Origin of the sequence: Xanthomarina sp. (genome assembly GCF_035306705.1) — a bacterium.
In the GTDB taxonomy this organism is placed as follows: domain Bacteria; phylum Bacteroidota; class Bacteroidia; order Flavobacteriales; family Flavobacteriaceae; genus Xanthomarina.
On record NZ_DATGNO010000133.1, the window covers coordinates 1 to 23,712 of the forward strand.

At 33.6% G+C, this 23,712-nt stretch carries 17 protein-coding genes and 1 pseudogene; 14 read left to right on the forward strand and 4 right to left on the reverse strand.

Going from position 1 to position 23,712, the window contains the following annotated elements:
* A pseudogene (locus VKY47_RS10870) lies at nt 1–1,202 on the reverse strand (Na+/H+ antiporter NhaC family protein); the annotation flags it as partial.
* Nucleotides 1,203–1,590: 388 nt separating this feature from the next.
* Here VKY47_RS10870 and VKY47_RS10875 point away from each other — a divergent pair.
* On the forward strand, nt 1,591–2,445 hold the full coding sequence (locus tag VKY47_RS10875) for a hypothetical protein (protein ID WP_324312753.1): 855 nt from the start codon (nt 1,591–1,593) through the stop codon (nt 2,443–2,445).
* Between the two features lie 168 nt (nt 2,446–2,613).
* Here VKY47_RS10875 and VKY47_RS10880 read toward each other — a convergent pair whose 3' ends face one another.
* Complete coding sequence (locus tag VKY47_RS10880) at nt 2,614–3,813, reverse strand: aminotransferase class I/II-fold pyridoxal phosphate-dependent enzyme (protein WP_324312754.1); 1,200 nt, start codon at nt 3,811–3,813, stop codon at nt 2,614–2,616.
* Between the two features lie 166 nt (nt 3,814–3,979).
* Between VKY47_RS10880 and VKY47_RS10885 the strand changes: the two genes are divergently transcribed.
* The 4 genes from VKY47_RS10885 to VKY47_RS10900 all read left to right on the forward strand — a co-directional run bounded on the left by VKY47_RS10885 (nt 3,980) and on the right by VKY47_RS10900 (nt 11,071).
* Nucleotides 3,980–4,438, forward strand: coding sequence for an Lrp/AsnC family transcriptional regulator (locus VKY47_RS10885; protein ID WP_324312756.1), 459 nt, complete (start codon nt 3,980–3,982; stop codon nt 4,436–4,438).
* 46 nt (nt 4,439–4,484) lie between these two features.
* On the forward strand, nt 4,485–5,255 hold the full coding sequence (locus VKY47_RS10890) for a helix-turn-helix transcriptional regulator (RefSeq protein ID WP_324312758.1): 771 nt from the start codon (nt 4,485–4,487) through the stop codon (nt 5,253–5,255).
* A gap of 244 nt (nt 5,256–5,499) precedes the next feature.
* Nucleotides 5,500–6,900 carry a dihydrolipoyl dehydrogenase gene (gene lpdA, locus VKY47_RS10895; RefSeq protein ID WP_324312759.1) on the forward strand — a complete coding sequence of 467 codons (1,401 nt, stop codon included), beginning with the start codon at nt 5,500–5,502 and terminating at the stop codon, nt 6,898–6,900.
* Nucleotides 6,901–7,405: 505 nt separating this feature from the next.
* The gene (locus tag VKY47_RS10900) at nt 7,406–11,071 is read left to right on the forward strand and encodes a metallophosphoesterase (RefSeq protein ID WP_324312760.1); all 3,666 of its coding nucleotides are present in this window, start codon (nt 7,406–7,408) and stop codon (nt 11,069–11,071) included.
* A 159-nt stretch (nt 11,072–11,230) separates the two neighbouring features.
* Here the strand turns inward: VKY47_RS10900 and VKY47_RS10905 are convergent, their stop codons facing one another.
* Nucleotides 11,231–12,406: a dicarboxylate/amino acid:cation symporter gene (locus VKY47_RS10905; protein ID WP_324312761.1), complete on the reverse strand. Its 1,176-nt coding sequence runs from the start codon at nt 12,404–12,406 to the stop codon at nt 11,231–11,233.
* Nucleotides 12,407–12,653: 247 nt separating this feature from the next.
* On the opposite strand from VKY47_RS10905, the gene VKY47_RS10910 reads away from it, so the two are divergent.
* The 7 genes from VKY47_RS10910 (at nt 12,654) to VKY47_RS10940 (ending at nt 19,404) form a co-directional block, all read left to right on the forward strand.
* The gene (locus VKY47_RS10910; RefSeq protein ID WP_324312762.1) at nt 12,654–13,487 is read left to right on the forward strand and encodes an AraC family transcriptional regulator; all 834 of its coding nucleotides are present in this window, start codon (nt 12,654–12,656) and stop codon (nt 13,485–13,487) included.
* A 189-nt stretch (nt 13,488–13,676) separates the two neighbouring features.
* Nucleotides 13,677–14,864, forward strand: a complete 1,188-nt coding sequence (gene fdhA, locus VKY47_RS10915) for a formaldehyde dehydrogenase, glutathione-independent (RefSeq protein WP_324312764.1) — start codon at nt 13,677–13,679, stop codon at nt 14,862–14,864.
* A 104-nt stretch (nt 14,865–14,968) separates the two neighbouring features.
* Nucleotides 14,969–15,367 carry a GlcG/HbpS family heme-binding protein gene (locus VKY47_RS10920; protein ID WP_324312766.1) on the forward strand — a complete coding sequence of 133 codons (399 nt, stop codon included), beginning with the start codon at nt 14,969–14,971 and terminating at the stop codon, nt 15,365–15,367.
* 343 nt (nt 15,368–15,710) lie between these two features.
* Nucleotides 15,711–16,178, forward strand: coding sequence for a Dps family protein (locus VKY47_RS10925; RefSeq protein WP_324312767.1), 468 nt, complete (start codon nt 15,711–15,713; stop codon nt 16,176–16,178).
* 83 nt (nt 16,179–16,261) lie between these two features.
* Nucleotides 16,262–17,398 (forward strand): universal stress protein, encoded by a 1,137-nt coding sequence (locus tag VKY47_RS10930; protein ID WP_324312769.1) that lies wholly within the window; start codon nt 16,262–16,264, stop codon nt 17,396–17,398.
* Between the two features lie 287 nt (nt 17,399–17,685).
* Nucleotides 17,686–18,186 (forward strand): GreA/GreB family elongation factor, encoded by a 501-nt coding sequence (locus tag VKY47_RS10935; protein ID WP_324312770.1) that lies wholly within the window; start codon nt 17,686–17,688, stop codon nt 18,184–18,186.
* 330 nt (nt 18,187–18,516) lie between these two features.
* The gene (locus VKY47_RS10940; protein ID WP_324312772.1) at nt 18,517–19,404 is read left to right on the forward strand and encodes an arsenite methyltransferase; all 888 of its coding nucleotides are present in this window, start codon (nt 18,517–18,519) and stop codon (nt 19,402–19,404) included.
* Between the two features lie 98 nt (nt 19,405–19,502).
* Here VKY47_RS10940 and VKY47_RS10945 read toward each other — a convergent pair whose 3' ends face one another.
* On the reverse strand, nt 19,503–20,858 hold the full coding sequence (locus VKY47_RS10945; protein ID WP_324312773.1) for a DEAD/DEAH box helicase: 1,356 nt from the start codon (nt 20,856–20,858) through the stop codon (nt 19,503–19,505).
* Between the two features lie 287 nt (nt 20,859–21,145).
* On the opposite strand from VKY47_RS10945, the gene pabB reads away from it, so the two are divergent.
* Nucleotides 21,146–22,447 (forward strand): aminodeoxychorismate synthase component I, encoded by a 1,302-nt coding sequence (pabB, locus tag VKY47_RS10950; RefSeq protein WP_324312774.1) that lies wholly within the window; start codon nt 21,146–21,148, stop codon nt 22,445–22,447.
* 81 nt (nt 22,448–22,528) lie between these two features.
* The coding region (gene tilS, locus VKY47_RS10955) for a tRNA lysidine(34) synthetase TilS (protein WP_324312776.1) at nt 22,529–23,712 on the forward strand (1,184 nt) is incomplete at its 3' end.

Sequence of the window (23,712 nt, forward strand, 5' to 3'; positions counted from 1 at the left end):
GCTAAATATTGATCGCTTGCAATGGCATTTAATCCCAAACAGCTAATAACGGTACTTGCAAATAATCCAAAAATGGTTGTTGCAACAGAGAGTAAAGCTTTGGTAATTCTAGATAAAGATCCAATAGCATCCATGGTTCCAACAAAAACCATCGCACAACAAATTAATAGAATGGTCCAAATCATACCTTTCATACCTCCAGCCGAAAATAAATCGTTTAGTTTTTCATTGTCCGTTGTAATTTGAGAGTCTGTAAGAATGGCATTTAAAATGGCACTAAATCTAGAAGTACCCAGTTGGTCTAAAATATTAGGTTGGAATATAAAGGCAAAAACGGCTGCAAGTAAAACGCCTGTTCCTAAAGCAATTAATGGTCTTGTTTTTAATAGAATAAGAACAATAACCACCAAGGGAACAATAAATAATAAAGGCGAAATATGGAAGGTTTTATCTATGCTAGTTAATAAGCTGCTTAAATCGGCGGTTCCTGTGGTATCTATATTGAAACTTATCACAGAGAAAGCAATTAAAGTAATTATTAAGGTTGGAACTGTGGTATAGGTCATATAACGAATATGGGTAAACAAATCTGTTCCAGCCATAGCAGGAGCTAGGTATGTTGTATCGCTTAGCGGCGACATCTTATCTCCAAAATAAGCTCCAGAGATAACAGCTCCAGCAATCATTCCTGTTGGAATACCTAGAGCACTTCCTATTCCAATTAAGGCAATTCCCACAGTTGCCGATGTGGTCCAAGAACTACCTGTAGCAATTCAGATAACTGCACAAATAACCACCGATGCCGGTAAAAATATAGCCGGACTTAATACCTGTAATCCATAATAAACCATGGCAGGAATTACGCCACTAACCAACCAAGTTCCAGCTAAGGCACCTACTAAAAAGAGAATCATAATTGGGACAAAAACACTTCTTAAATTTTCCCAAATTTCTTTTAACATAAGACGGATTCCAACTTTGTTAAAAAAACCGACAATGGCGGCAATTCCTCCTCCAATTAATAATATAAACTGATTGGAATATTCGCCTAAAGCGTCTCCATCGGCATAAAAAATATTATAAGCTAACATCATCATTAAAAGAACTACGGGAATAAGCGCTTCCCAAATACTTAGTTCTTTATTATCTATAATTATTTGATCTTCTATGTCAATTTCACTTAGGTTTTTATCGTCTTGCATCTGTTTAGTTCGTTTAATGGGATTGTAATGTTACGATTTTCACTTTAAGTATGCAAATTGTTTCAAATTCCATTCTGAATCCTATAAAAATTATTCTTTTTTGAGAATGAAAATAAAGAGATATCATGTGATTAATTTTTAGGCGCAAACCTTTGTAAAGTAAAAATTTAAGTGATTTTAAAAACATCTTAAAAGAAAAAATAAATCTAAAAAGGCTCTAACTAATCTATTCTATCTGAGTTCATTAAGTTTTATTTTTAAAAAATGCTCATAATATGAATGACATCTGCATTACGGCTTTAAAAACACCTCGTTTATCGAAATATTGGCTCTCCAACGTAAAATTTAGCATTAGTGTTTTATCTTTGATAGTATAAATTATATATAAATGGGCTCCAAAAAAAACATCATACTATTAAGTTTGTTTTGTTTCTTCTTTCTTGAGATTTCCGCTCAAGTAGGAATTGGTACCACAAATCCAGATGCGTCTTCTGTTTTGGATATTGAAAGTACTAACGCAGGTGTTTTAATTCCTAGAGTAGTTTTAACCTCTACCTTGGTTAGTGCACCCGTTTCAACTCCGGCAACTAGTTTGTTAGTTTATAATACAAATACGACAACTGGTGCTAATCGAGTTACTCCGGGGTTTTATTTTTGGAATGGTATAAAATGGAGCAGATTAAATGATAATGAAGATAAAGTTTATGGGGAAATTAATAATAGCCCCAATCTTTATGGGCCTTATCGAAGACAAAAGTTGAATGCCACACAACCCATAAGGTTTGAAATTCCTAGTATTATTCAAGGTGTCGATCTTATTTCTTTTCCCACTCCTATTCCCTCTGATTTTCCCAGTGATGATTATTCAAATTTTTATCAGGGTTTTGAAATTATTACCTCAGGATTTTATAGAGTATCTTATTCTATATCTCTTTATATGGATGATCCTGGTCCACCGCCTCCAGACGAACCAAGTCCAGGGAGTGCAAAAGTGCCTAAGTTTTTTTTAACAACAGGTGTCGCTTTTCCAACAACTATTACAAATCTTTGGGACAACCGAATACGAGGCTCTATTTCATATTCTAGAATAGTCCATCTTGGATATGCTTCTACTGGCATAAACATTATTGTGCATTTAACAGCAGGAGATCATATTCGTCTATTTCAAGTTGATAATTTTGATCTTATTTATGTAGTGCAAGATTCCGCAACCATGAATATCGAATTAATCCAAGCAGATTAAATTTTAAAATAAAACACCTTTTATCAAGTATTGACAAATAGTGTTTAGTTAGTTATTGTCATGTGGAAATATGTTTTTTCATGGAACACCAGTCAATTCATCTTCGAAAACAAACAAAAAAGAGAGCTCATAATAGGCTCTCTTTTTCGTTAAATATATTTTTAAAATTTAAAGAATATCCAATTCTTCCATGCAGGCGTGCATCATGTTATAAGTACGTTCAATATCGGCATCCAATCCTATTGAAAAACGAATCAAACCATCGCTTAATCCCATTTCTTTTTGTTCGTCTTCTGGAATTTCAGAAGACGTAGAACTTCCTGGAGCAGAAAACAAGGTTTTATAAAAGCCTAAACTAACTGCCAAGTAACCTAAGTTTTTCTCTTGCATTAATTCCATTAAGGCATTGGCTTTTTCTAAAGAGCCAACGTCAACAGTTAACATGCCGCCAAAACCATATTTTTCGTTCATCATGGATTTAAATAATTTATGAGAAGGATGTGATTCCAATCCTGGATAAACCGTTTTTAATCCGAGTGCTTCAAATTTCTCAGCTAAATAACTGGCATTTAAACTGTGTTGTTGCATTCTAATGTGAAGCGTTCTTAAATTCTTTAAAACTGAAGCAGCTCTTAGACTATCCATGGTTGCACCTAAAAGCATACACGCGCCATCGTTTACGTTGCGTAAATCGTTTATAAATTCTTGTGTTCCACAAACAACACCTCCAACAGTATCGCTCGAGCCATTAATAAATTTAGTTAAACTGTGGATTACCATATCCGCTCCTAATTGAATAGGTGAGATTGATAAAGGGGAGAAGGTATTATCAACCACCAACTTTAAATTGTGCTTTTTAGCTATTTTGGCCAGTCCAGCGATGTCGGCTACTTCCAATAATGGGTTGCTAACAGATTCGCAATAAAGTACTTTGGTGTTAGGAGTAATGGCAGCTTCAACAACATCTAATTTAGTAATGTCCACAAAACTGGTTGCAATGTTGAATCTAGGTGCAAAATTCTTTAAAAAAGCATAAGTTCCACCATAAATTGTTCTGCTAGAAACCACATGATCTCCAGCCCCACAAAGTTGCATAATAACAGGAGTAATCGCTCCCATTCCAGAAGCGGTAACATTCGCAGTTTCCGTACCTTCCATAGCCGCTAAAGCTTCACCTAAATATAGGTTAGAAGGTGTGGAGTGACGAGAATATAAATAACAGCCATCTGCATTGCCTTCAAAGGTATCGAACATGGTTTTTGCCGATAAAAAGGTATAAGTAGATGAGTCTGAGATGGATGGGTTAACACCTCCGAATTCTCCAAAATATTGTAAGTCTTGTATGTTGTTTGCTGGTTTAAAAGCCATAAAATCGTTTATTTTAAATTATAAGTGATGTAAATATCGGGTTTATTAGAGAAATAATCAACTACATAGACTATCATTAGATTATAAATCTATAAACAAGTACATTTGTAGAATAATAATTATGTTTCACTGAGTTTTATTCATTTAAACTGAAAATTTTTCAATAATGAGTTTCGATATTATAGATAAAAAACTGCTAACTTATCTTCAAACCGATTGTAAACAAACCAATAAAGAGCTTTCAAATAAGTTAAATCTTTCGGTTACAGCTGTTTACGAACGAATTAAAAAGCTGGAAAATCAAGGCGTTATTTCAAACTATGTAGCTTTGGTAAAGAAAGAAAAGGTTGAAAAGAGTTTTGTGGCTTTTTGTCACATCAAATTAATTCAACACACTCAGGATTATGTAGTAAAATTTGAAAAGGAAGTCGCCAATTTAGTGGAAGTCATGGAATGCTATCATATAAGTGGCGATTATGATTATCTGCTCAAAGTAATTGTGGAGGATATGGAAGCCTTTCGAGAATTTATGGTCAACAAGTTAACATCCATTAATCATATAGGGAGTACTCATAGTATGTTTGTTATTAATGAAGTAAAACATGGAACAGCTATTAATATTTAATACCAATCCATAGTAAGTTTTAATTTTTTTATTTTAAATTTATTCCATGCTTTCAAAAAACATTGATAAAATTTATAATGATATTTTTCAATCCTATGATAATCCCATCCTCACACATCACATAAAAAAGATTTTAGAATTGGATGTTTATTTACCATACAGCTCCACATTCTTTTGTATTACCAACACGCAAAACCTGACTTTTGAGTTTATTAGTAAGAACATGAGTTCTTGTATAGGTTTAAATAAGGACACCTTGTTAAAAGAAGGCATGCGTCATTTTTGGAAGCGGATACATCCAGAAGATATCGAGTTATGGTTAAAAGCGTTAAACGACTTAATGGTGTATACTTTAGAAGAAATTCCGGCAGAGCAAAGACACAGGATGAACTATACCTGGAATTACCGTCTTAAAAATGCTGAAGGTGTTTACGTGAACATCATTCAAAACACTTCTCCAATAGAACTCGATTCAGACATGAAGCCTATTATTGGTTTGGCTCATTATACGGTATTGGATTCAAAAATTAAAATGCCAATCACTGGGACAGCAAAACTTTTAAACGAAAATAATGCCTACGAAACTAAATATTTCAATAATTTTTCCCAAAAACAATTAACTGGTGGTTTAAGTCATCGAGAACGAGATGTTATTAGATTGTTAACCATTAATAAATCGAGCAAGGAAATTGCAGAACGCTTAAATATTAGCCCAAATACAGTAGATACACATAGAAGGAACATTCTTAAAAAATTAAATATTTCTTCAACGGGAGAGCTTATTGGGATGCTTAAAATAAATAAAAGTCTGATTTAGTTTTTTAAAAATTACTCAAATTGAGTATTGCGAGGAAAACTAAAAATCCCCAACTTTGTAGGGCTATTAATTAGTTCTTAGGGAGAATTAACGATAAACTGGGGCGGCCTAACTATTTTGTTAGAGTTGTCCTTGTTTTGTTTAACAGGAAATAGCCTAATTAAGAACTTACTTTTTTATTGCCTTCCCGCAAAACATTTGTACTTTTGTATTCGTTTTAACACAACTCGATAAAAATACTTATATGAATTCATACGATGTGGCCATTATTGGCTCTGGTCCTGGAGGTTATGTAGCAGCTATTCGTTGCGCACAACTAGGAATGAAAACTGCAATTATAGAAAAATATCCAATTCTTGGAGGAACTTGCTTAAATGTGGGCTGTATTCCAAGTAAAGCACTACTAGATTCTTCGCATCATTATGAAGATGCTATCAAACATTTTGAAGAACACGGAATTGATATTTCTGGTGAAATAAAAGTGAATTTAAAACAAATGATTGCCAGAAAACAATCTGTTGTAGATACAACTACAGGTGGGATCGATTTCTTGATGAAGAAAAACAAAATTGATGTTTATCAAGGTTTAGGAAGTTTTAAAGATGCGACCCATATTATCATTAAAGGTGAAGAAACTACTGAAATTGAAGCGAAGAACACCATTATTGCTACAGGATCAAAACCATCAAACCTACCTTTTATCACTCTTGATAAAGAAAGAATTATTACTTCAACCGAAGCTTTAAAATTAACTGAAATCCCTAAACACCTAATTGTAATTGGGGGAGGTGTTATTGGCTTGGAGCTTGGACAGGTTTACAAGCGTTTAGGTGCAGAAGTTTCTGTTATTGAATATATGGACCGGATTATTCCAACCATGGATGCTAGTTTGTCTAGAGAATTAAATAAGGTTTTAAAGAAACAAAAATTCAAAATCAATACCTCTCATAAAGTAAAATCTGTTGAAAGAAAAGGAAATGAAATCATCGTTAAAGCAGATAATAAAAAAGGAGAGGAAGTTGAGTTTAAAGGCGATTACTGCTTGGTATCTGTTGGACGTCGTCCGTATACAGATGGTTTAAATGCCGATGCTGCAGGCGTTAAATTAAACGAGAAAGGGCAAGTTGAAGTCAATGAACATTTACAAACCTCGGCAAAAAACATTTATGCTATTGGAGATGTTATTAAAGGTGCCATGTTAGCACATAAGGCATCGGAAGAAGGTGTATTAGTTGCTGAAATAATAGCAGGACAAAAACCACATATTAATTACAATTTGATTCCAGGAGTGGTTTACACTTGGCCAGAAGTTGCTTCGGTTGGAAAAACAGAAGAGCAACTTCAAGAAGCTGGAGTTGAATATAAAGCTGGACAATTTCCAATGCGTGCTTTAGGTAGAAGTAGAGCGAGTATGGATTTAGACGGTTTTGTAAAAGTGCTTGCAGACAAAAATACAGACGAAATTTTAGGTGTACATATGGTAGGCGCACGTGCAGCAGACATGATTGCCGAAGCTGTTGTAGCTATGGAATTTAGAGCTTCTGCCGAAGATGTTTCTAGAATGTCCCATGCACATCCAACGTATACAGAAGCTATCAAGGAAGCTGCTTTAGCGGCTACTGAAGATAGAGCTTTACATATCTAAACAATTTCTGCGTAAGTAGGAATCTCGTTCTAACATGGATCGAGTTTTAGGTTCAGAAGAAGGGTCGCATCATCTTATTAAAGATGTTTCGACCCTTTTTTCTTGTTGAAAGGAAAATAATACAATAACGACTCATTAGGTTACAAAACGTAATTCAAATGAGGTTGCTTTTCGTTTTCACACTAAATTATTTAGTTTATATGAAATTTATAGTTAAAGATGTTTTATTAACCAATGAATATTTAGAATAGAATAAAAGCAACTGCTTGAATGCTTTTACTAAATGATTTAAAGTTTTGTGAGAAACATATTTCATATATTTAAAGGCATACAAATTCGTAAGATATAATGGAAAAAAACTACAAATTATCGGATATTCTTAAATATATAAGAAAGTACACATTCCATATTTTAGATAAAAAAACACATCCATTAGAATTTCCTTATTGATCTGACAATTGCCGTAATATCTCAATTAATCTTAAAATTGCTCAAATAGTAAGCTATGCAACATTCAAAATATGGATTTTTAATTGTTTTCTTCGCGTTTATTTCTTGTGCTACTTTCGAAAAACAAATTTTACCAGGCACCAATCACATAGAGCCTGTATCTAAGGAAATAGCACATCGTTTTTATTTAATAGGCGATTCTGGAAATGCGATGTTAGATAGTACAACGGTTGCCTTAAAAAATTTAAGGAACACATTAAGTAAAGATACGAATGAAGCAACAGTTTTATTTTTAGGAGATAATATTTATCCAAAAGGGCTGCCTGAAAAGGAAAGTAAAGCTCGAAAACTTGCTGAACATCGTTTAAACATACAAATTGAAAGTGTTACAGATACTGAAGCAAAGAGCATTTTTATTCCGGGAAATCACGATTGGTATAACCAAGGCGTGGTTGGACTAAAAAGACAGCAAGAGTATGTAGAAAAACATTTAGGCAAAAACAGTTTTTTACCTAAAGATGGTTGTTCTATAAAACGAATAAATATTTCTGAAGACATCGTGTTAATTATTGTAGATTCCCAATGGTATATTACCAATTGGGATTTGTATCCAACTATAAATGACAATTGCGAACTTAAAACACGCGACTTATTTTTAGAGGAATTTAGAGATGAAATTAAAAAGGCGAGGGGCAAAACCACTATAGTAGCCATCCATCATCCCATGTTTTCAAACGGGCCACATGGTGAGCAATACTCACTTAAGGATCACTTATCACCTGTTCCTGTTTTAGGAACTGTTAAAAACATCCTCAGGGAATCGACTGGAATTGTTAATGCAGATTTAACCAATAAGTTTTACAACGAATTGAAAAAAAATCTAGTAACTGCAGCAAAACAAAACGACAAGGTCATTTTCGTATCCGGTCATGAACATAGCATGCAATATCTTGTGGAAGATCAAATTCCACAAATAATTAGTGGTTCTGGATCTAAAATAACAGCCACTAGAAACGTTAGAGGCGGTCAGTTTTCATACGCCAAAAATGGTTTTGCTGTTTTGGATGTTTATAAAGATGGCTCTTCAAATGTTCGATTTATTTCAGCTAAAGAGAATAAAACAGAATTTCAAACGCAAGTACTTAAGCCCGACAATATTAATGTTGCTATAGATTATCCAATTATCTTACAAGATTCTATTAATAAATCCATAATGACTGAAGAGGAAACTACTAAAAGTAAAACCTATAAGTTTCTTTGGGGAAAACGTTTTAGAGAAGAGTATAGCACGCCAGTTACAACAAAAGTCGTTTATTTAGATACACTTCTTGGTGGTTTAACGCCTATCAGAAAAGGAGGTGGAACACAATCTAAAACCTTGCATTTAAGAGCTCCAGATGGAAAGCGTTATGTAATGAGAGCTATGAAAAAACAAGCTGTTCAACTTATTCAAACGGCCTTGTTCAAGGATCAATATGTAGAAGACCAATTTGATGGTACGTATTCTGAAGATTTAATTCAAGATATCTTTACAGGCGCTTATCCTTATAGCCCATTGGTAATGGGAATTTTATCGGATGCCATTGGTTTGGCTCATTTAAATCCGAGATTATATTACATTCCAAAACAAAAAGCCTTAGGCAAGTTTAATGACGAATATGGAGATGAATTATACATGTTTGAAGAGCATGCGTCATCCGATCATTTAGAATTGGGAACTGGAAATTTTACAGGAAAAATTTTAAGTACTATGGATATGTTTCGTGAAATTAACAAAGACGAATCCATAAAAATTGATGAAGAAGCATATATAAAAGCGCGCTTGTTCGATATGCTTATTGGTGATTTTGATAGACATCAGGATCAATGGAGATGGTTACAGTATCAAGAAAACGGAAAAACTATTTACAAACCTTTACCTCGAGATAGAGATCAGCCTTTTTCAAAAATGTCCGATGGATTTATTGGTGAAACGGCTGTTGCTTTAATCCCTAATGCGCGATCTTTTCGAAAATATAATCCAGAATTGAAAGATGTTAAAGGTTTTACCCGAAATACCTATGCTTTGGACAAGGCCATTATAACCAAATCCAATAAAGCTGTTTGGGACAAGCAAGTTCAATTTATCCAAACCCATATTACCGATCAGGTTATTGAGGACGCTTTAAGTATTCTTCCAAAAGAAGTAAATGACTCAACCGTTACAGACATTAAAAACTTATTAAAAGCTAGAAAGAATCATCTTCAAAACACTTCAGATAGATACTTCAAACTAATTAATAAATATGCAGTTATTAGAGGAACCAATAAAAACGATTATATAAAAATTGAAGGCCATGATGGAGGCGAAGTAAGCGTTCAGATGTTAAGAAAAAAGAAAAGCGGGATTAAAAACGAATTCTTTAGTAGAACTTATAATCCGGAACAAACCAAGGAAATTTGGGTGTATGGACTAGATGGCGATGACAGTTTTGAGGTTGTAGGAAAAAGTGAAAAAATAAAAATTCGACTTATTGGAGGTCACAACAATGACGATTTTGTAGTTAAAAATGGTAGAAATATAATTGTTTACGATTATAAATCGTTGCCAAACGATGTTTCCCAGGCGCAAAATGCCACGATAAAACTACAAGACAAGTATCTGACTAATGTTTACGACTATAAAAAATTAAAACATAATACCAATCAACTTTTGCCTTTGCTAGGAGCAAACCCAGACGATGGTCTAAAAATAGGAGCAACCAATACTTATACAACTTATGGTTTTGAGCGGAATCCGTTTACCACTCAGCACAAATTTCAAGGCGCTTATTATTTCGCCACAAATGGCTTCGAACTAAATTATAAAGGTGAATTTGCCAACGTCATTAGAAGTTTTAATTTAATGGTGGAAGGACAATTTAATAGTCCAAATTTTAGTTTGAACTTTTTTGGATATGGCAACGAAACTCAAAATATGGAAGATGATTTTGGAATGAACTACAACCGTGTTAAAGTGAGCGAATTAAGTTTTGCACCTTCTTTAGTGTGGAAAGCTTATGGCGGAAGTTTGGTAAGCTTAGGGGTTAAATATGAAGCCATTGAAGTGTCTGAAACACCAAACCGTTTTGTGGAAAACAACCTAGAACTACCTAAATATATTTTTGATAGAAATCAATTTGCTAGCATTAATACCAAGTTTCAATTTGAAAATTTCGATAATAAAGCATACCCAACCATTGGAATGACAACCTTTATAGAACTTGGTTATAAATCGAGTTTAGATGAAACCAACAAAAATTTCATGTATTTAATTCCTGAAATGAGCTTTGCACATAACATAGACCCTTCAGGAAATTTGGTATTTGCCACCAAATTAAAAGGTCGCCTGAATTTCAATAATAATTTTGAGTTTTATCAAGCAGCATCTATCGGAGGAACCGATGGATTAAGAGGTTTTAGAAACCAACGCTTTACAGGTAAGCAATCATTTTATCAAAACACGGATTTAAGATATAGTTTCAATACGTTAAAAACAGGACTTTTACCAGTTAGATTAGGCCTTTATGGTAGTTTCGATTATGGACGGGTTTGGTTAGATCAAGAAGACTCGAACAAATGGCACAATACATATGGAGGAGGATTTTTTATTAATGGGGCAGAACTACTTTCGGCTAATTTGGGCGTCTTTAATTCGGCAGATGGCCTAAGAGTAGCTTTTAGTCTTGGATTTGGGTTTTAGAGTGTTTTTGCAAATAGAATTAATCTTTAAAACTTTTCTAACATCTCCAAAACCTCCATTTTATTACTTCTACTGATAGTTAAGGTCTGACCATGGATTATAATATGCTCGTTGGTAAAATAAGAAATGTGTACCAATGCAAAACATCATTAATACTATTTAGGCTAGTAGTTTTCCTTTTGTTATTCTATCTACAACCAAAGCAATAGCGCCATCTCCTGTAACATTACATGCCGTACCAAAACTGTCCATTGCTATATATAAAGCAATCATAAGGCCTAGCATCTCTTCATTAAAGCCTAACATAGATTGCAAAATTCCCACAGCAGCCATAATTGCACCTCCAGGCACTCCTGGTGCTGCAACCATAGCGATACCTAGCATGAAAATAAATCCTGCGAAGAGTGTGAAACTAAAGGGCATCCCTTCTAAAATCATTAATGCCATGGCACAAGCGGTAATTTTCATAATACTACCAGATAAATGAATAGTAGCACATAAAGGAATGACAAAGCCAGCAATTTTTTCTGAAACTCCATTTTTCATTGTTTGCTTTAAGGTAACTGGAATAGTGGCTGCAGAAGACTGTGTGCCTAATGCCGTAAAGTAAGCAGGCATCATGGTTGCTAATAACTTAATAGGATTCTTCTTAGTTAAAGCGCCAGCAATCGTGTATTGAAGTAATAGTAGTAAAATGTGTAAAACAAAAATAATTCCAATAATACTAACAAACACCGAAAGTATAGAGAATGCTTTTCCGTTAAAGGACATACTTGCGAATATGCCTAAAATAAAAAGTGGTAATAGAGGAACAATAACATTCTCTATTAATTGCATAACAATATTTTGAAAGTCTTTAACCACTAACTTTAAATTGGATTTTTCCTGAAATGATAGTCCTAAACCAATAACAAATGCAAGAACCAAAGAAGACATAACATCCAATACGGGTGGGATTACAATGCTGAAATAAGGAGTTAATTCTCTACCTGAATCAGAAATTTTAGCAGCATTATTGACATGAGACTCTAAAAGTTGTGGAAAAATACTCGATGTTGTAAAATAGGTCATAAATCCTGAAAACAGTGTCGAACCATAAGCAATAGCAGCAGTAAGCAACAATAATTTTCCAGCTCCCTTTCCTAGATCGGAAATAGCTGGCATGATTAGTCCCATGATAATTAGCGGAATGGAGAAATTTAAAAATTGTCCAAAAAACGCATTGAACGTAGTAAATATTCTATTTATAGATTCGGGCAAATAGAGTCCGAAAACAGTACCTAAAACGATGGCTAGAAAAACCTTGAATAATAAATTCGAAAATAAACGTTTCATAATAGTTGCTAATTAGTAAAAGACCTAAACGCCTTTCGTCGATTATTTTTTAAGTTTGCTAATATACAGCCATTGTTGTAAAGGAACTTATTAAGACTTTTGTTTTTTATAATTAACATGTGCAATATGTTGTTAGCATTGTGTACTTTTCGAGCTAAACTGGTTTTGAAAGTCCTTTCTGGTTGCTACCACACCTTTTTTCAGTAACTTAGTTATACGCAATGCTTTTGAACTTAAAAAAACAAATATGCCCATAGAAAATATTCCTGAAATTTATTTAGATAACAAAAAGGAAAAACCAGATTTATTTGTTTACGATTTCAAAATGACCAGCAATGTGGTAAAAAGCAAGGTCAATCTTGGGATGAATATGTTCAGTTTTTTGCAAGTGGGGAAAAAGCAAGTCCATTTTGCAGGGACAGCCGTTGCGGTAAATAAAGATCAATCATTATTACTTAAAAAAGGGAATTGGCTTTGGACAGAGTTACTAGACACCGAAGCCATTTATTATTGTAAGCTCTTCTTTTTTTCAGAAAAACGACTTCTCGAATTTTTAGAAAAACACACTGAAAATAAAGTCGTAGTAACGAACGAAGAACCTTATTTTATTATAAGAAATGACGCGTATATTACATCATACCTAAATTCATTATCAACAATTAGTGATGCTCCAGCAGTTTTTATGGAGAATCTGTTGTCCGTAAAATTTGAAGAATTGATGCTGTATCTTATTCAAAAATATGGTAAAAAGTTCGAATTGTATTTATATTCCTTAATAATTAGCGAGGGTTCGGCTTTCAAGAAAACGGTTGAGAGTAAAATACATTCAAATTTAAAATTGGAGGAAATTGCCTTTTTATGCCATATGAGTTTATCAACTTTTAAAAGGAATTTCATTAAGGAATATAAAACCTCTCCGGGAAAATGGTTGCAGGACAAACGGCTTCAAAAAGCAAAAAGACTTTTAGAAGAGGGAATTTGTAAACCATCTGAGTTATATATGGAATTTGGGTATAACAATCTTTCAAACTTTAGTATTGCCTTCAAAAATAAGTTTGGAATCAGTCCAAACCAAGTCTGACCATAAGTTTTGTTTTCTTGTATTTTAAATACTACCAGTGAGATACCCTCTTTCGTATTCTTAAAACTTTCCCAACCACTTGAAGTTTGGACTTTTTTCATAAGTGATTTTCATTAAATTAAGGTTATATTGCATAATATTCAATTATTTAATTGAAGTTTTACATTAATCTCAATAAACAAGAACATTATGTGCAAAAATCACGGAGTCTCCTATATAGGACCAGGACAAGTAGAAGTATTAGAAATAGACTATCCCAAACTAGCCTTGGGAGACCGAAAGTGTGAACACGGTGTAATTCTAAAGATTGTTGCTACAAATATTTGTGGTTCAGATCAACACATGGTAAGAGGCAGAACCACCGCTGAAAAGGGGTTGGTGCTAGGACATGAAATCACAGGAGAAGTTATTGAATTAGGACGAGACGTTGAGTTTATCAAAATAGGAGATTTGGTTTCAGTACCATTTAACATAGCCTGTGGGCGTTGTCCAAACTGTAAAAAGGGTTTAACAGGAATCTGTTTAAATGTAAACGGAGATCGCCCAGGTGCAGCTTATGGATATGTTGATATGGGAGGTTGGATCGGAGGCCAAGCGGAATACGTAATGGTGCCTTATGCCGATTTTAACTTATTAAAATTTCCCGATAAGGATCAAGCCATGGAAAAAATATTGGACCTTACTATGCTTTCCGACATTCTCCCAACTGGATTTCATGGAGCAGTAATGGCAGGTGTGACTGCAGGTTCAGTTGTGTATATTGCTGGTGCAGGACCAGTAGGACTAGCCGCTGCAGCAAGCTGCCAATTATTAGGCGCAGCAGTAGTTATAGTAGGCGACTTAAATGAAGAGCGACTGGCTCATGCCAGAACTTTTGGTTGTGAAACTATTAATTTGACCAACGGTATTCCAGTACAAGAACAAATTGCTATGATTGTTGGTATTCCAGAAGTTGATTGTTTTATTGATTGTGTAGGGTTTGAAGCTAGTGGACATGGTGACAGTGCTGGAAAAGAAATGCCCGCCATTGTATTGAATCAGGCTATGGCAATTACAAGAGCTGGTGGTCAGATTAGTATTCCAGGTCTATACGTGACTGAAGACCCAGGAGCTCAAGACGAAGCTGCAAAACAAGGAAGTCTGAAAATTCGTTTTGGATTAGGTTGGGCAAAATCCCATTCATTCCATACAGGACAAACTCCCGTTATGAAATATCACAAGCAATTGATGAACGCTATATTATTCGATAAAATTGATATTGCAAAAGCAGTAAATGTGGAAGTAATAAGTCTGCAAGATGCAGCAAAAGGATATGCCGCTTTTGATTCTGGAGTAGCCAAAAAGTTTGTTATAGACCCACACGGTCTAATAGTATAACGATTTGAACTCTTTTCATAAGTTATTGAACTTTTTTAGTAACTTAAAGAGAGATTTCCCGCCGTATATTTGTACAATAATAATAACACTAAAAATAGAAAATTATGAATATTACATTAGCACAAGCAGAAAAAGCAATTGTAGCAGCAAAAGAAAAGGCTAAAGCAATAGACACTAAAATGAACATTGCAGTTGTAGATGCAGGAGCAAATTTAGTAGCTTTCGGACGTATGGACGGAGCTTGGTTAGGTTCACTTGACATCTCAATCAAAAAAGCTAAAACAGCTCGTTATTTCGATATGAATACTGGAATTGTAGGTGAGTTATCACAACCAGGAGGTTCTTTATATAATATTGAACACTCTAACGGAGGATTAATTACTTTTCCAGGTGGTGTGCCAATTAAAAATGCAAACGGGGAAATAATAGGGGCCATTGGTGTAAGTGGAAGTGCTGTAGAAAATGATCACGCAGTAGCAGAAGCCGGAGCTAAAGCAGTTTAAAACATAATATTTTAATACTAAAAGAGGATAATTGAATTTAATTATCCTCTTTTTTATTTTAAAAAGCCGGTAAACTTAAGGAAATATGTTTTTGAGTTCCATTTGGCCAATTTAAAGTCCTTTTAGTACAAGTGTCAATAAGCCAAATGTAAAGTTGATTTTTGTTGTTTTTTCAGACATAACTGATATGTATCATTCCCAAACACAAAAAATAATCTTATCTTTGGATAGAAGCATAAAACATGAAACGGGCATGTTAATGGCGTTACCACTCAAAAGGAATCATTAACAGCAAATAGGCCCCGACACTTCGAAAATCATTAAAAACCATAAAAACAAATACATGAAAAATTTAGTAGGAATAGAGAGAAAAAAAGCAGAGAAACTGGTTGTAGAACTGAATATTTTATTGGCAGATTATGAAATATTTTACCAAAATTTAAGAGGGTTCCATTGGAATATTAAAGGAAGGGAGTTCTTCGAGTTGCACGATAAATTTGAAGAATTATACAATGATGCCTTTGTGAAAATAGATGAAATAGCAGAGCGTATTTTAACACTTGAGGGCGAACCTTTACACACGTATACGGACTATCTTAAAACAACCGAAATTTCAGAAGCAAAAAGTGTTACAGATGGAAAAAAATGTGTGGAAATTGTCGTTAAAAACTTTTCTACTTTAATAACAAAAGAGCGCCTTATTTTATCTCTTGCGGCAGATGCCGAAGATGAGGGCACGGTGAGCCTGATGAGCGACTACATTTCTGAAACCGAAAAAACGCTTTGGATGCTTAATTCATATTTGAAATAGTTTTAATATTCTAAAAACACAAAGCACGAATATTAGATTGTTGTGCAAAAAATTGGACTGTTAAATAGATTAATTTAAATATCATGAAATTACTTAAAAGTATCTTAGTTGCAGTTGACTTTACGGAGTCTTCAGAAAATATTTTAGAAAATTCAATAAATTTTGCTAAAACTTTTAAATCTAAAATCACGCTTATACATATTTTACCAGATGATATTAACAATGAAAAAGTGAGTCTTCTGGTTGAAAAAGCTGTAACCACAAAGCTGAAAGAGGCTAATGATAGAATTGCCAATGAAGGCCTTGAAACAGGGTCTCCAATTTTAGAGTACGGAAACTATTGCGATAAAATTGTTAGTGCTTCAGAAAAAATAATCGCTAATTTAGTTATCGTTGGCTCAGGTAATAAGTCATCGGATGAGGCTTTTCAATTAGGTAGTACAGCAGAAAAAATTGTCAAAAAGAGTAACAAACCTGTATTTGTTATAAAAAATGGACGAGCACTAAATATTAAAAATATAATTTGTCCAGTAGATTTTTCTAGAGAATCCAGTCGCGCATTAAATAGTGCAATTATAATATCACGAATGGTTGATGCGAAGCTGGTTATCCTAAGTGTGTATTCACACTTTAAGCATAGTTTTGCAAAGCTTGACGCCACACCAATAAACGAATTAAGACACTTAGAACATGAAAAAGAGTTTCGTTCATTTTTAGAAGGATTCAATTTAATAGATTTAAACTTCGAAAAGGAAATTGTGGGAGGCGAACCCTCTGAAGAAATTCTTAAATACATAAAGAAAAATAAATCGGACTTACTTATTATGGGTGCCACAGGAAGGTCTGGTATCAGTAAGATATTAATGGGCAGTGTTACCGAAAAAGTAATTAGAGAAGTTCCATGTTCATTTATTACTTTAAAAAATGAAGATGTGGTTGCTTTGGAAATAGAATCTAAAATCCAAGATATTGAAAATCATTATATGCTGGCCCAAAAACTTTTTGAAAACGGATTTTTTGAAGAATCTATCCAACAATATAAAATATGTCTGAATATTAATTTTATGCATATACCTTCTTTAAGGGGCATTGCAGAAGTTTATGAAAAGATAGGTGATATAGACAATTCGAAAAAACATAAAGAAATGGCAGAGCGTGTTTTAGAGAGAATGGAGAACATGAAAATTGAAAAAGAGGTACGTGAACAAAGAAAGCATTAATCGGTATCTTAGCACAAACTTAATAAAATGAGTTTATTATAAAACCCCGGACTCACCGGGGTTTTTTTGTTTAAATTTCAAGGTTTCATTTCAAGTTTCGCCCCATTTATTAATTTAAAAAGGCTGTTTTAAGTACTTCAGCCTATTGGTTGGATGGTAGGGGTCTATTCGCATTTAGGTTCGGTTTTTTTATTGATAAAGTATATATTTTAAGGATGTTCTAAATGCCATGCTTTATATGAATAAGGGTTAGCCATGGGAAAATAGTCATTAAAACAAAGTGAATTATGAGTAGAGGATTTGTAAAGGAAGATGATCAGGAAGAAATTCCAATGGTGCCACCAAGAGCCGATTTGCCCGTAGATGTAATCAACTACGTTACTCAGGTTGGAATGGACGAACTTTTAAAGGAAAAACAGACACTTATGAATGAACGAGACCATTTGGATATTTCAAGTGATAAGGATAGACGTATTGCAGTAAATTTTATAAATGCAAAATTACAATTGTTGAACGACCGAATTGTTACAGCAAAAATAATAGATTTAGGCAAACAGCCACAAAACGAAGTGCGTTTTGGAGCCTTGGTCACCCTTAAAATTGGAGATGCCACAAAACTACAAAGTTATCAAATTGTTGGTGTTGACGAAGCGGATATTTCTAAAGGAAAAATCTCATTTATTTCCCCCATAGCCAGAATATTGACAGACAAGAAAGTGGGAGATAAGGCCGTATTGAAATTGGCAAAAACAGATAGAATATTTGAAATTGTGGCGTTAAGGTATTGACTTGCATCAACTTACTGAAATAATGAGAATGATGAGCATGATATCATTTGCAGTATGTATTAAAGGAGAAAAAACAATCTTTCTAGAAACTTAATTACATTTTAATTTCATAAAATGACTTAGAAGATTCAATTATTTTTTAAAAAAACTTTATCAATTCCTTGATTAATCGTAATATTGCAATGAAGTAATTAATGAGAAATGAAGTTGGCCGAAATAGATATCTTGGTTTATAGTTAAAATCTTAAAAACCAGCTATATATAGTTCATTTAAAACTTTGAAATTAGTTTGCTTAAAAAAGAAATCTTTAATCACAATAAATTAAAAAAATGAAAAAAGAACAAGAATTAAAAGACATTGTGAAAGAACGCTATGCCAAAATAGCTGAACAAGGAAAGGAAGAAAACGCCTCTTCTTGTTGTGGAGCAACAACACCAACCAATAAAGTCTATAATATTATGATGGACGATTATTCGGAAACTTCAGGCTATGTAGCCGATGCAGATTTAGGTTTAGGTTGTGGCCTTCCAACCCAGTTTGCACAAATTAAACAAGGAGATACAGTAATCGATTTAGGTTCTGGAGCAGGAAATGATTGTTTTGTTGCTAGACACGAAACCGGAAGCGAAGGAAAAGTAATTGGAATTGATTTTACACCAATTATGATTGAAAAAGCACGGAATAATGCGGAAAAACTCGGATATAATAACGTGGAGTTTAGAGAAGGAGATATTGATACTATGCCAGTGAACGATGATGTTGCAGATGTAGTAGTAAGTAACTGCGTATTAAATCTAGTTCCCAACAAGGAAAAAGTTATTTCAGAAATTCATCGGGTTTTGAAACCAGGAGGACACTTTAGTATTTCTGATATTGTTTTGGTAGGTGAACTACCTGAAGCTTTAAAAGAAGATGCTGAAATGTATGCTGGCTGTGTGGCCGGAGCCATCCAAAAGGGAGCCTATCTAAAAATAATAGAAGATAGAGGATTTCAAAATATTAAAGTTCAAAAAGAAAAAACCATAAGTATTCCAGATGATATTCTTAGTAAATATCTTTCTCCCGAAGAATTAAATTCTTTCAAAAAAGGTGCAACAGGAATTTTTAGTATCACAGTTTACGCTGAAAAGGAGGGAATTAAACAAGAGAAACCAAAACTAGAACTTTCAAAAATAGAAGCTTCAGATTGTTGTAAGCCAACAAGTGGCTGTTGCTAAATTCCTGTTCCTGCCTCTTGGTAGATAGGAAAGTAGGAATCTTAATTATAAAAAAAATCCCTTTTCATTTCTGAAAAGGGATTTTTTGTTATTTTAAATTACTTATTCTTATTGCGCTTATTATAGTTTTTATCACCCCGAGTTTTAGGTTTCTTATACTTCTGGGCAATTTTAAATTTATAAGAACCTCCTAGATTTTCTTTTTGGTTCTTTTCAGATTTTTCATGGAAAGCAGTTCCAACATCTTCACCTTTTCTAAGTCTTAATGGATTGTTTCGTTCTTTAATAACTTCACGTTCTTCTTCAATTAATTCTTTAGAAATTACAACGTTTTCTGGTATTTCTAAAGAAGGAATTTCCATGAGCATTAAGGCTTCAATCCTTTCAAGAGACTCTTGTTCTTTTTCAGTTGAAAGAATAATGGATTTTCCTTCGCGTTCTGCACGCCCAGTTCTACCAATTCTATGCATGTAGTTTTCGGGAAAATCTGGGGTATCGAAATTAATTACATGAGAAACATTATCTATATCCAAACCACGAGCCATGACATCTGTTGCCACTAGAATTCTATTAAAACCTTCTCTAAATTGTTCAATGTTTCGCAATCTATAATTCTGTGTTTTGTTAGAGTGGATAACACATAATTCGTCATGAAAGAATTCGTCTAGAGCTTCGAACAATCTATCGGCCATTTTTTTATTACCCACAAAAATCAGCACTTTGTTAAATTCTTCCGAATCACTTAACAAGTGTTTTAACAAATTCAACTTGGTGTAAAAGTTGGGAACACTGTATTTTGTTTGAGTTATATTCTCTAACGGAGTTCCGGAAACAGCAATAGAAACGCGCTCAGGAGCGATGAAAAAGTCATAAATTAAATCGTCAACATCTTGTGTCATCGTAGCAGAAAACATGATGTTTTGTCTTCGTTCTGGAAGAATATCAAAAATATTTAAAAGTTGATGTCTAAAGCCTAAATCAAGCATAACGTCCACCTCGTCAATAACCACTTTTTGAATGGATTTTAGCTGCAATACGCGACTTACAGCCAAATCGTATAGTCGTCCAGGAGTTGCTACAATAATATCCAAACCTTGGGCAACAGCATGTTTTTGAGTATTAATATTCACACCACCATAAACTCCCAATACACGAATGTTGATGTATTTAGCCAGTTTTTCTATTTCATCGACCACTTGTACAACCAATTCACGAGTAGGAACCAATACTAAAACTCTTGGGTTTTCTTGATTAGAAAACTTTAAGTTTTTTAGAATAGGCAACATATAGGCAAAGGTTTTTCCAGTTCCGGTCTGTGCAATACCAACTACATCTTTCCCTGAAGCTACCACATTAAAGGCTTCTTCTTGAATTGGAGTAGGTTGGGTAAACCCCAAATCGTTTAGGGCGTTGTATAAAGGCGTATTTAAATTTAAATCTTGAAATGTACTCATGGTTGTTTTAATATATTGCAAAGATAGATTTTTAAAAGGATTCTACATTCCTGCAAAAGCAGGAATCTCAGAATTAGTAATTTATAGAATATTAGAAGATTTTTTACCACGAATACACGAAAAAAAACATATTCTCACTGTTGTGTGAGTTGGGTTTTTAATGATAGTTTTTGAGATTGAAAATAATAAGAGAATATAAGTAAGAAAATAATTCGTGACTAATATTTTTATCAAACTAAAAGCACTTCAATTTCCAAATCCGTATTAATTTTCGGTAATTTGTAATATTGAGAACAACACATCTACATAAACCGGAATCCATAGAAATCTTTAAAAAGCAATTGCTTGGATGGAGTCAGCAATTTCATGAGGTGGTTTGGATGGATTCTAATGAATATCATCAAACATACACTAGTTTTGATTCATTGTTGGCTGTAGACGCCATAACCTCTATTCAAACAGATTATCACGAAGCTTTTTTAAAGTTGAAGGAATATCAAAGTATTACTAAGGACTGGCTTTTTGGATATCTCACGTACGATTTAAAAAATGCGGTCGAAGATTTAAAATCGAAAAATTTTGACGGCTTAAATTTTCCGGAATTGTATTTTTTTCAACCAAAAAAGATGTTTTTATTTAAAGGAGATTCGGTTGAAATGCACTATTTAAATATGGTTTCAGATGAATTTGAAACCGATTTAAAAACGATTATAAACCAGAAATCTTTTGATTCCACTCACCAGAACTGTGTAATCAACATAAAACCGAGAATCCACAAAGAAGCTTATTTGGCTAAAGCAAATATCATGTTAGGGCAAATTCAACGTGGAGATATTTATGAAGCTAATTTCTGTCAGGAATTTTACGCTGAAAACGCAAGTATTTGCCCTTTGGATATCTATTGGCAACTCAATGATATTTCAAAACCACCTTTTGCAACCTATATGAAGCTTGGTGATAAATATGTTTTATCTGCTTCGCCAGAACGTTATTTAATGAAAACTGGAAATAAAATTATTTCGCAACCCATTAAAGGAACAGCTAGACGTTCTAAAGATGAGACCGAGGACAAAAAGCTTAAAGAGCAGTTGGCCGTGGATGAAAAGGAGCGAAGTGAAAACATAATGATAGTTGATTTGGTCCGCAACGATTTATCAAAAACAGCAAGAAAAGGAAGTGTTAACGTAGAAGAATTATGCCAAGTTTATACCTTTCCTCAAGTGCATCAAATGATTTCGACCATAACATCAGTGCTAGAAGATTTAACCCATCCCGTAGATGTAATAGAATCTACTTTTCCTATGGGAAGTATGACAGGAGCTCCCAAAATTTCTGCCATGAAAATCATTGAAACCTTAGAAGAAACCAAGCGGGGCGTTTATTCTGGAGCTATTGGGTATTTTACTCCAAACAACAATTTCGATTTTAATGTGGTTATACGAAGCATTTTGTACAACGAAACAAATAAATATCTGTCTTTTTCGGTTGGTAGTGCTATTACCGCAAAAAGCGAACCTTTAAAAGAATATGAAGAGTGTTTAGTTAAAGCCAAAGCCATGCGTGAGGTTCTCGAAAATAAGGAATCCTAATCTTAAAAAGTACTCTGCTAATAACCGCATAATTCATAAAAGAACTTATATTTGAAGAACTTTTGAATTCCCATCAGAATCATGTTCAACCATTTCAAAAACCATATTGATAAAAACCTTAGTTTTTTAAAGGAAAGTAAGCTTCTTATAGCTATTTCAGGAGGTTTGGATAGTGTAGTGCTAACTCATTTATGTTATAAATTGGGTTTAAAAATAAGTTTATCGCATTGTAATTTTAATTTAAGAGGAACTGAAAGTGATGAGGATGAAGATTTCGTTTTAGAATTAGCAGAAGATTTAGAACTAGAAGTTTTTATTGAAAATTTCGATACCCAAGCATTTGCACAAGACCACAAATTATCCACCCAAATGGCAGCTCGTACGCTACGTTATCATTGGTTTGAAGAATTAGCACAACAATTACATTTCGATTATATTTTAACTGCACATCATGCAGACGACAACCTAGAAACCTTTTTAATAAATCTCTCCAGAGGAACGGGATTGGATGGTTTGCTAGGGATTCCAGAAAAAAACGGCAAGCTTGTTAGACCTTTATTAGGTTTTTCTAGAGAAGAATTGGAAAAATATGCCTTGGCAAATAACTTGTCATGGCGTGAAGACAAAAGTAATGCCTCTACCAAATATTTAAGAAACAAGTTGCGCCATGATGTTATTCCTACTTTAAAAGAGATTAACCCACAACTTCTTCAAAATTTTCAAAAAACATTAAACCATTTACAGGATAGTAAAATTGTTTTAAACGACAGTATAGAGGAAATATATAAGAAAGTTGTTTCTAAAATTTCTGAAGATGAAATTCATTTTAGTATAGAAAAACTTAAAAGTTTATCACAATTAAGACCTTATTTGTATGAAATTTTAAAAGAATATCATTTTACCGAATGGCAGGATATCACTGATTTGTTAGATGCTCAAACTGGAAAGCAGGTTTTTTCTAAAACACATCGTTTGTTAAAAAATAGGGGTGAACTAATTTTATCTCGTATTACTATTGAAAAACATCCAGAATCTATAATCGTTTCAGATCAAGAAAATATAATTCATACAGATATTGGGAATTTAATTCTTGAAACAGTAGAAACCTTAGGAACTTCAAATAAGTCCTGTATTTATGTTGATAAAGATTTGTTAAATTACCCTTTAACCGTAAGGAAATGGGAAAAAGGAGACTATTTTTACCCTTTTGGAATGGAAAGCAAAAAGAAACTGAGTAAGTTTTTTAAGGATGAAAAACTTTCCAT

Bases quoted from the DNA above. Each gene is read 5' to 3' on its own strand.
- VKY47_RS10910 (WP_324312762.1), top strand. From the start codon at position 12,654: ATGCCCATAGAAAATATTCCTGAAATTTATTTAGATAACAAAAAGGAA.
- lpdA (WP_324312759.1), top strand. From the start codon at position 5,500: ATGAATTCATACGATGTGGCCATTATTGGCTCTGGTCCTGGAGGTTAT.
- VKY47_RS10875 (WP_324312753.1), top strand. From the start codon at position 1,591: ATGGGCTCCAAAAAAAACATCATACTATTAAGTTTGTTTTGTTTCTTC.
- VKY47_RS10905 (WP_324312761.1), bottom strand. From the start codon at position 12,406: ATGAAACGTTTATTTTCGAATTTATTATTCAAGGTTTTTCTAGCCATC.
- VKY47_RS10880 (WP_324312754.1), bottom strand. From the start codon at position 3,813: ATGGCTTTTAAACCAGCAAACAACATACAAGACTTACAATATTTTGGA.
- VKY47_RS10925 (WP_324312767.1), top strand. From the start codon at position 15,711: ATGAAAAATTTAGTAGGAATAGAGAGAAAAAAAGCAGAGAAACTGGTT.
- VKY47_RS10940 (WP_324312772.1), top strand. From the start codon at position 18,517: ATGAAAAAAGAACAAGAATTAAAAGACATTGTGAAAGAACGCTATGCC.
- VKY47_RS10935 (WP_324312770.1), top strand. From the start codon at position 17,686: ATGAGTAGAGGATTTGTAAAGGAAGATGATCAGGAAGAAATTCCAATG.
- VKY47_RS10945 (WP_324312773.1), bottom strand. From the start codon at position 20,858: ATGAGTACATTTCAAGATTTAAATTTAAATACGCCTTTATACAACGCC.
- VKY47_RS10900 (WP_324312760.1), top strand. From the start codon at position 7,406: ATGCAACATTCAAAATATGGATTTTTAATTGTTTTCTTCGCGTTTATT.
- VKY47_RS10920 (WP_324312766.1), top strand. From the start codon at position 14,969: ATGAATATTACATTAGCACAAGCAGAAAAAGCAATTGTAGCAGCAAAA.
- VKY47_RS10885 (WP_324312756.1), top strand. From the start codon at position 3,980: ATGAGTTTCGATATTATAGATAAAAAACTGCTAACTTATCTTCAAACC.
- VKY47_RS10930 (WP_324312769.1), top strand. From the start codon at position 16,262: ATGAAATTACTTAAAAGTATCTTAGTTGCAGTTGACTTTACGGAGTCT.
- VKY47_RS10890 (WP_324312758.1), top strand. From the start codon at position 4,485: ATGCTTTCAAAAAACATTGATAAAATTTATAATGATATTTTTCAATCC.
- fdhA (WP_324312764.1), top strand. From the start codon at position 13,677: ATGTGCAAAAATCACGGAGTCTCCTATATAGGACCAGGACAAGTAGAA.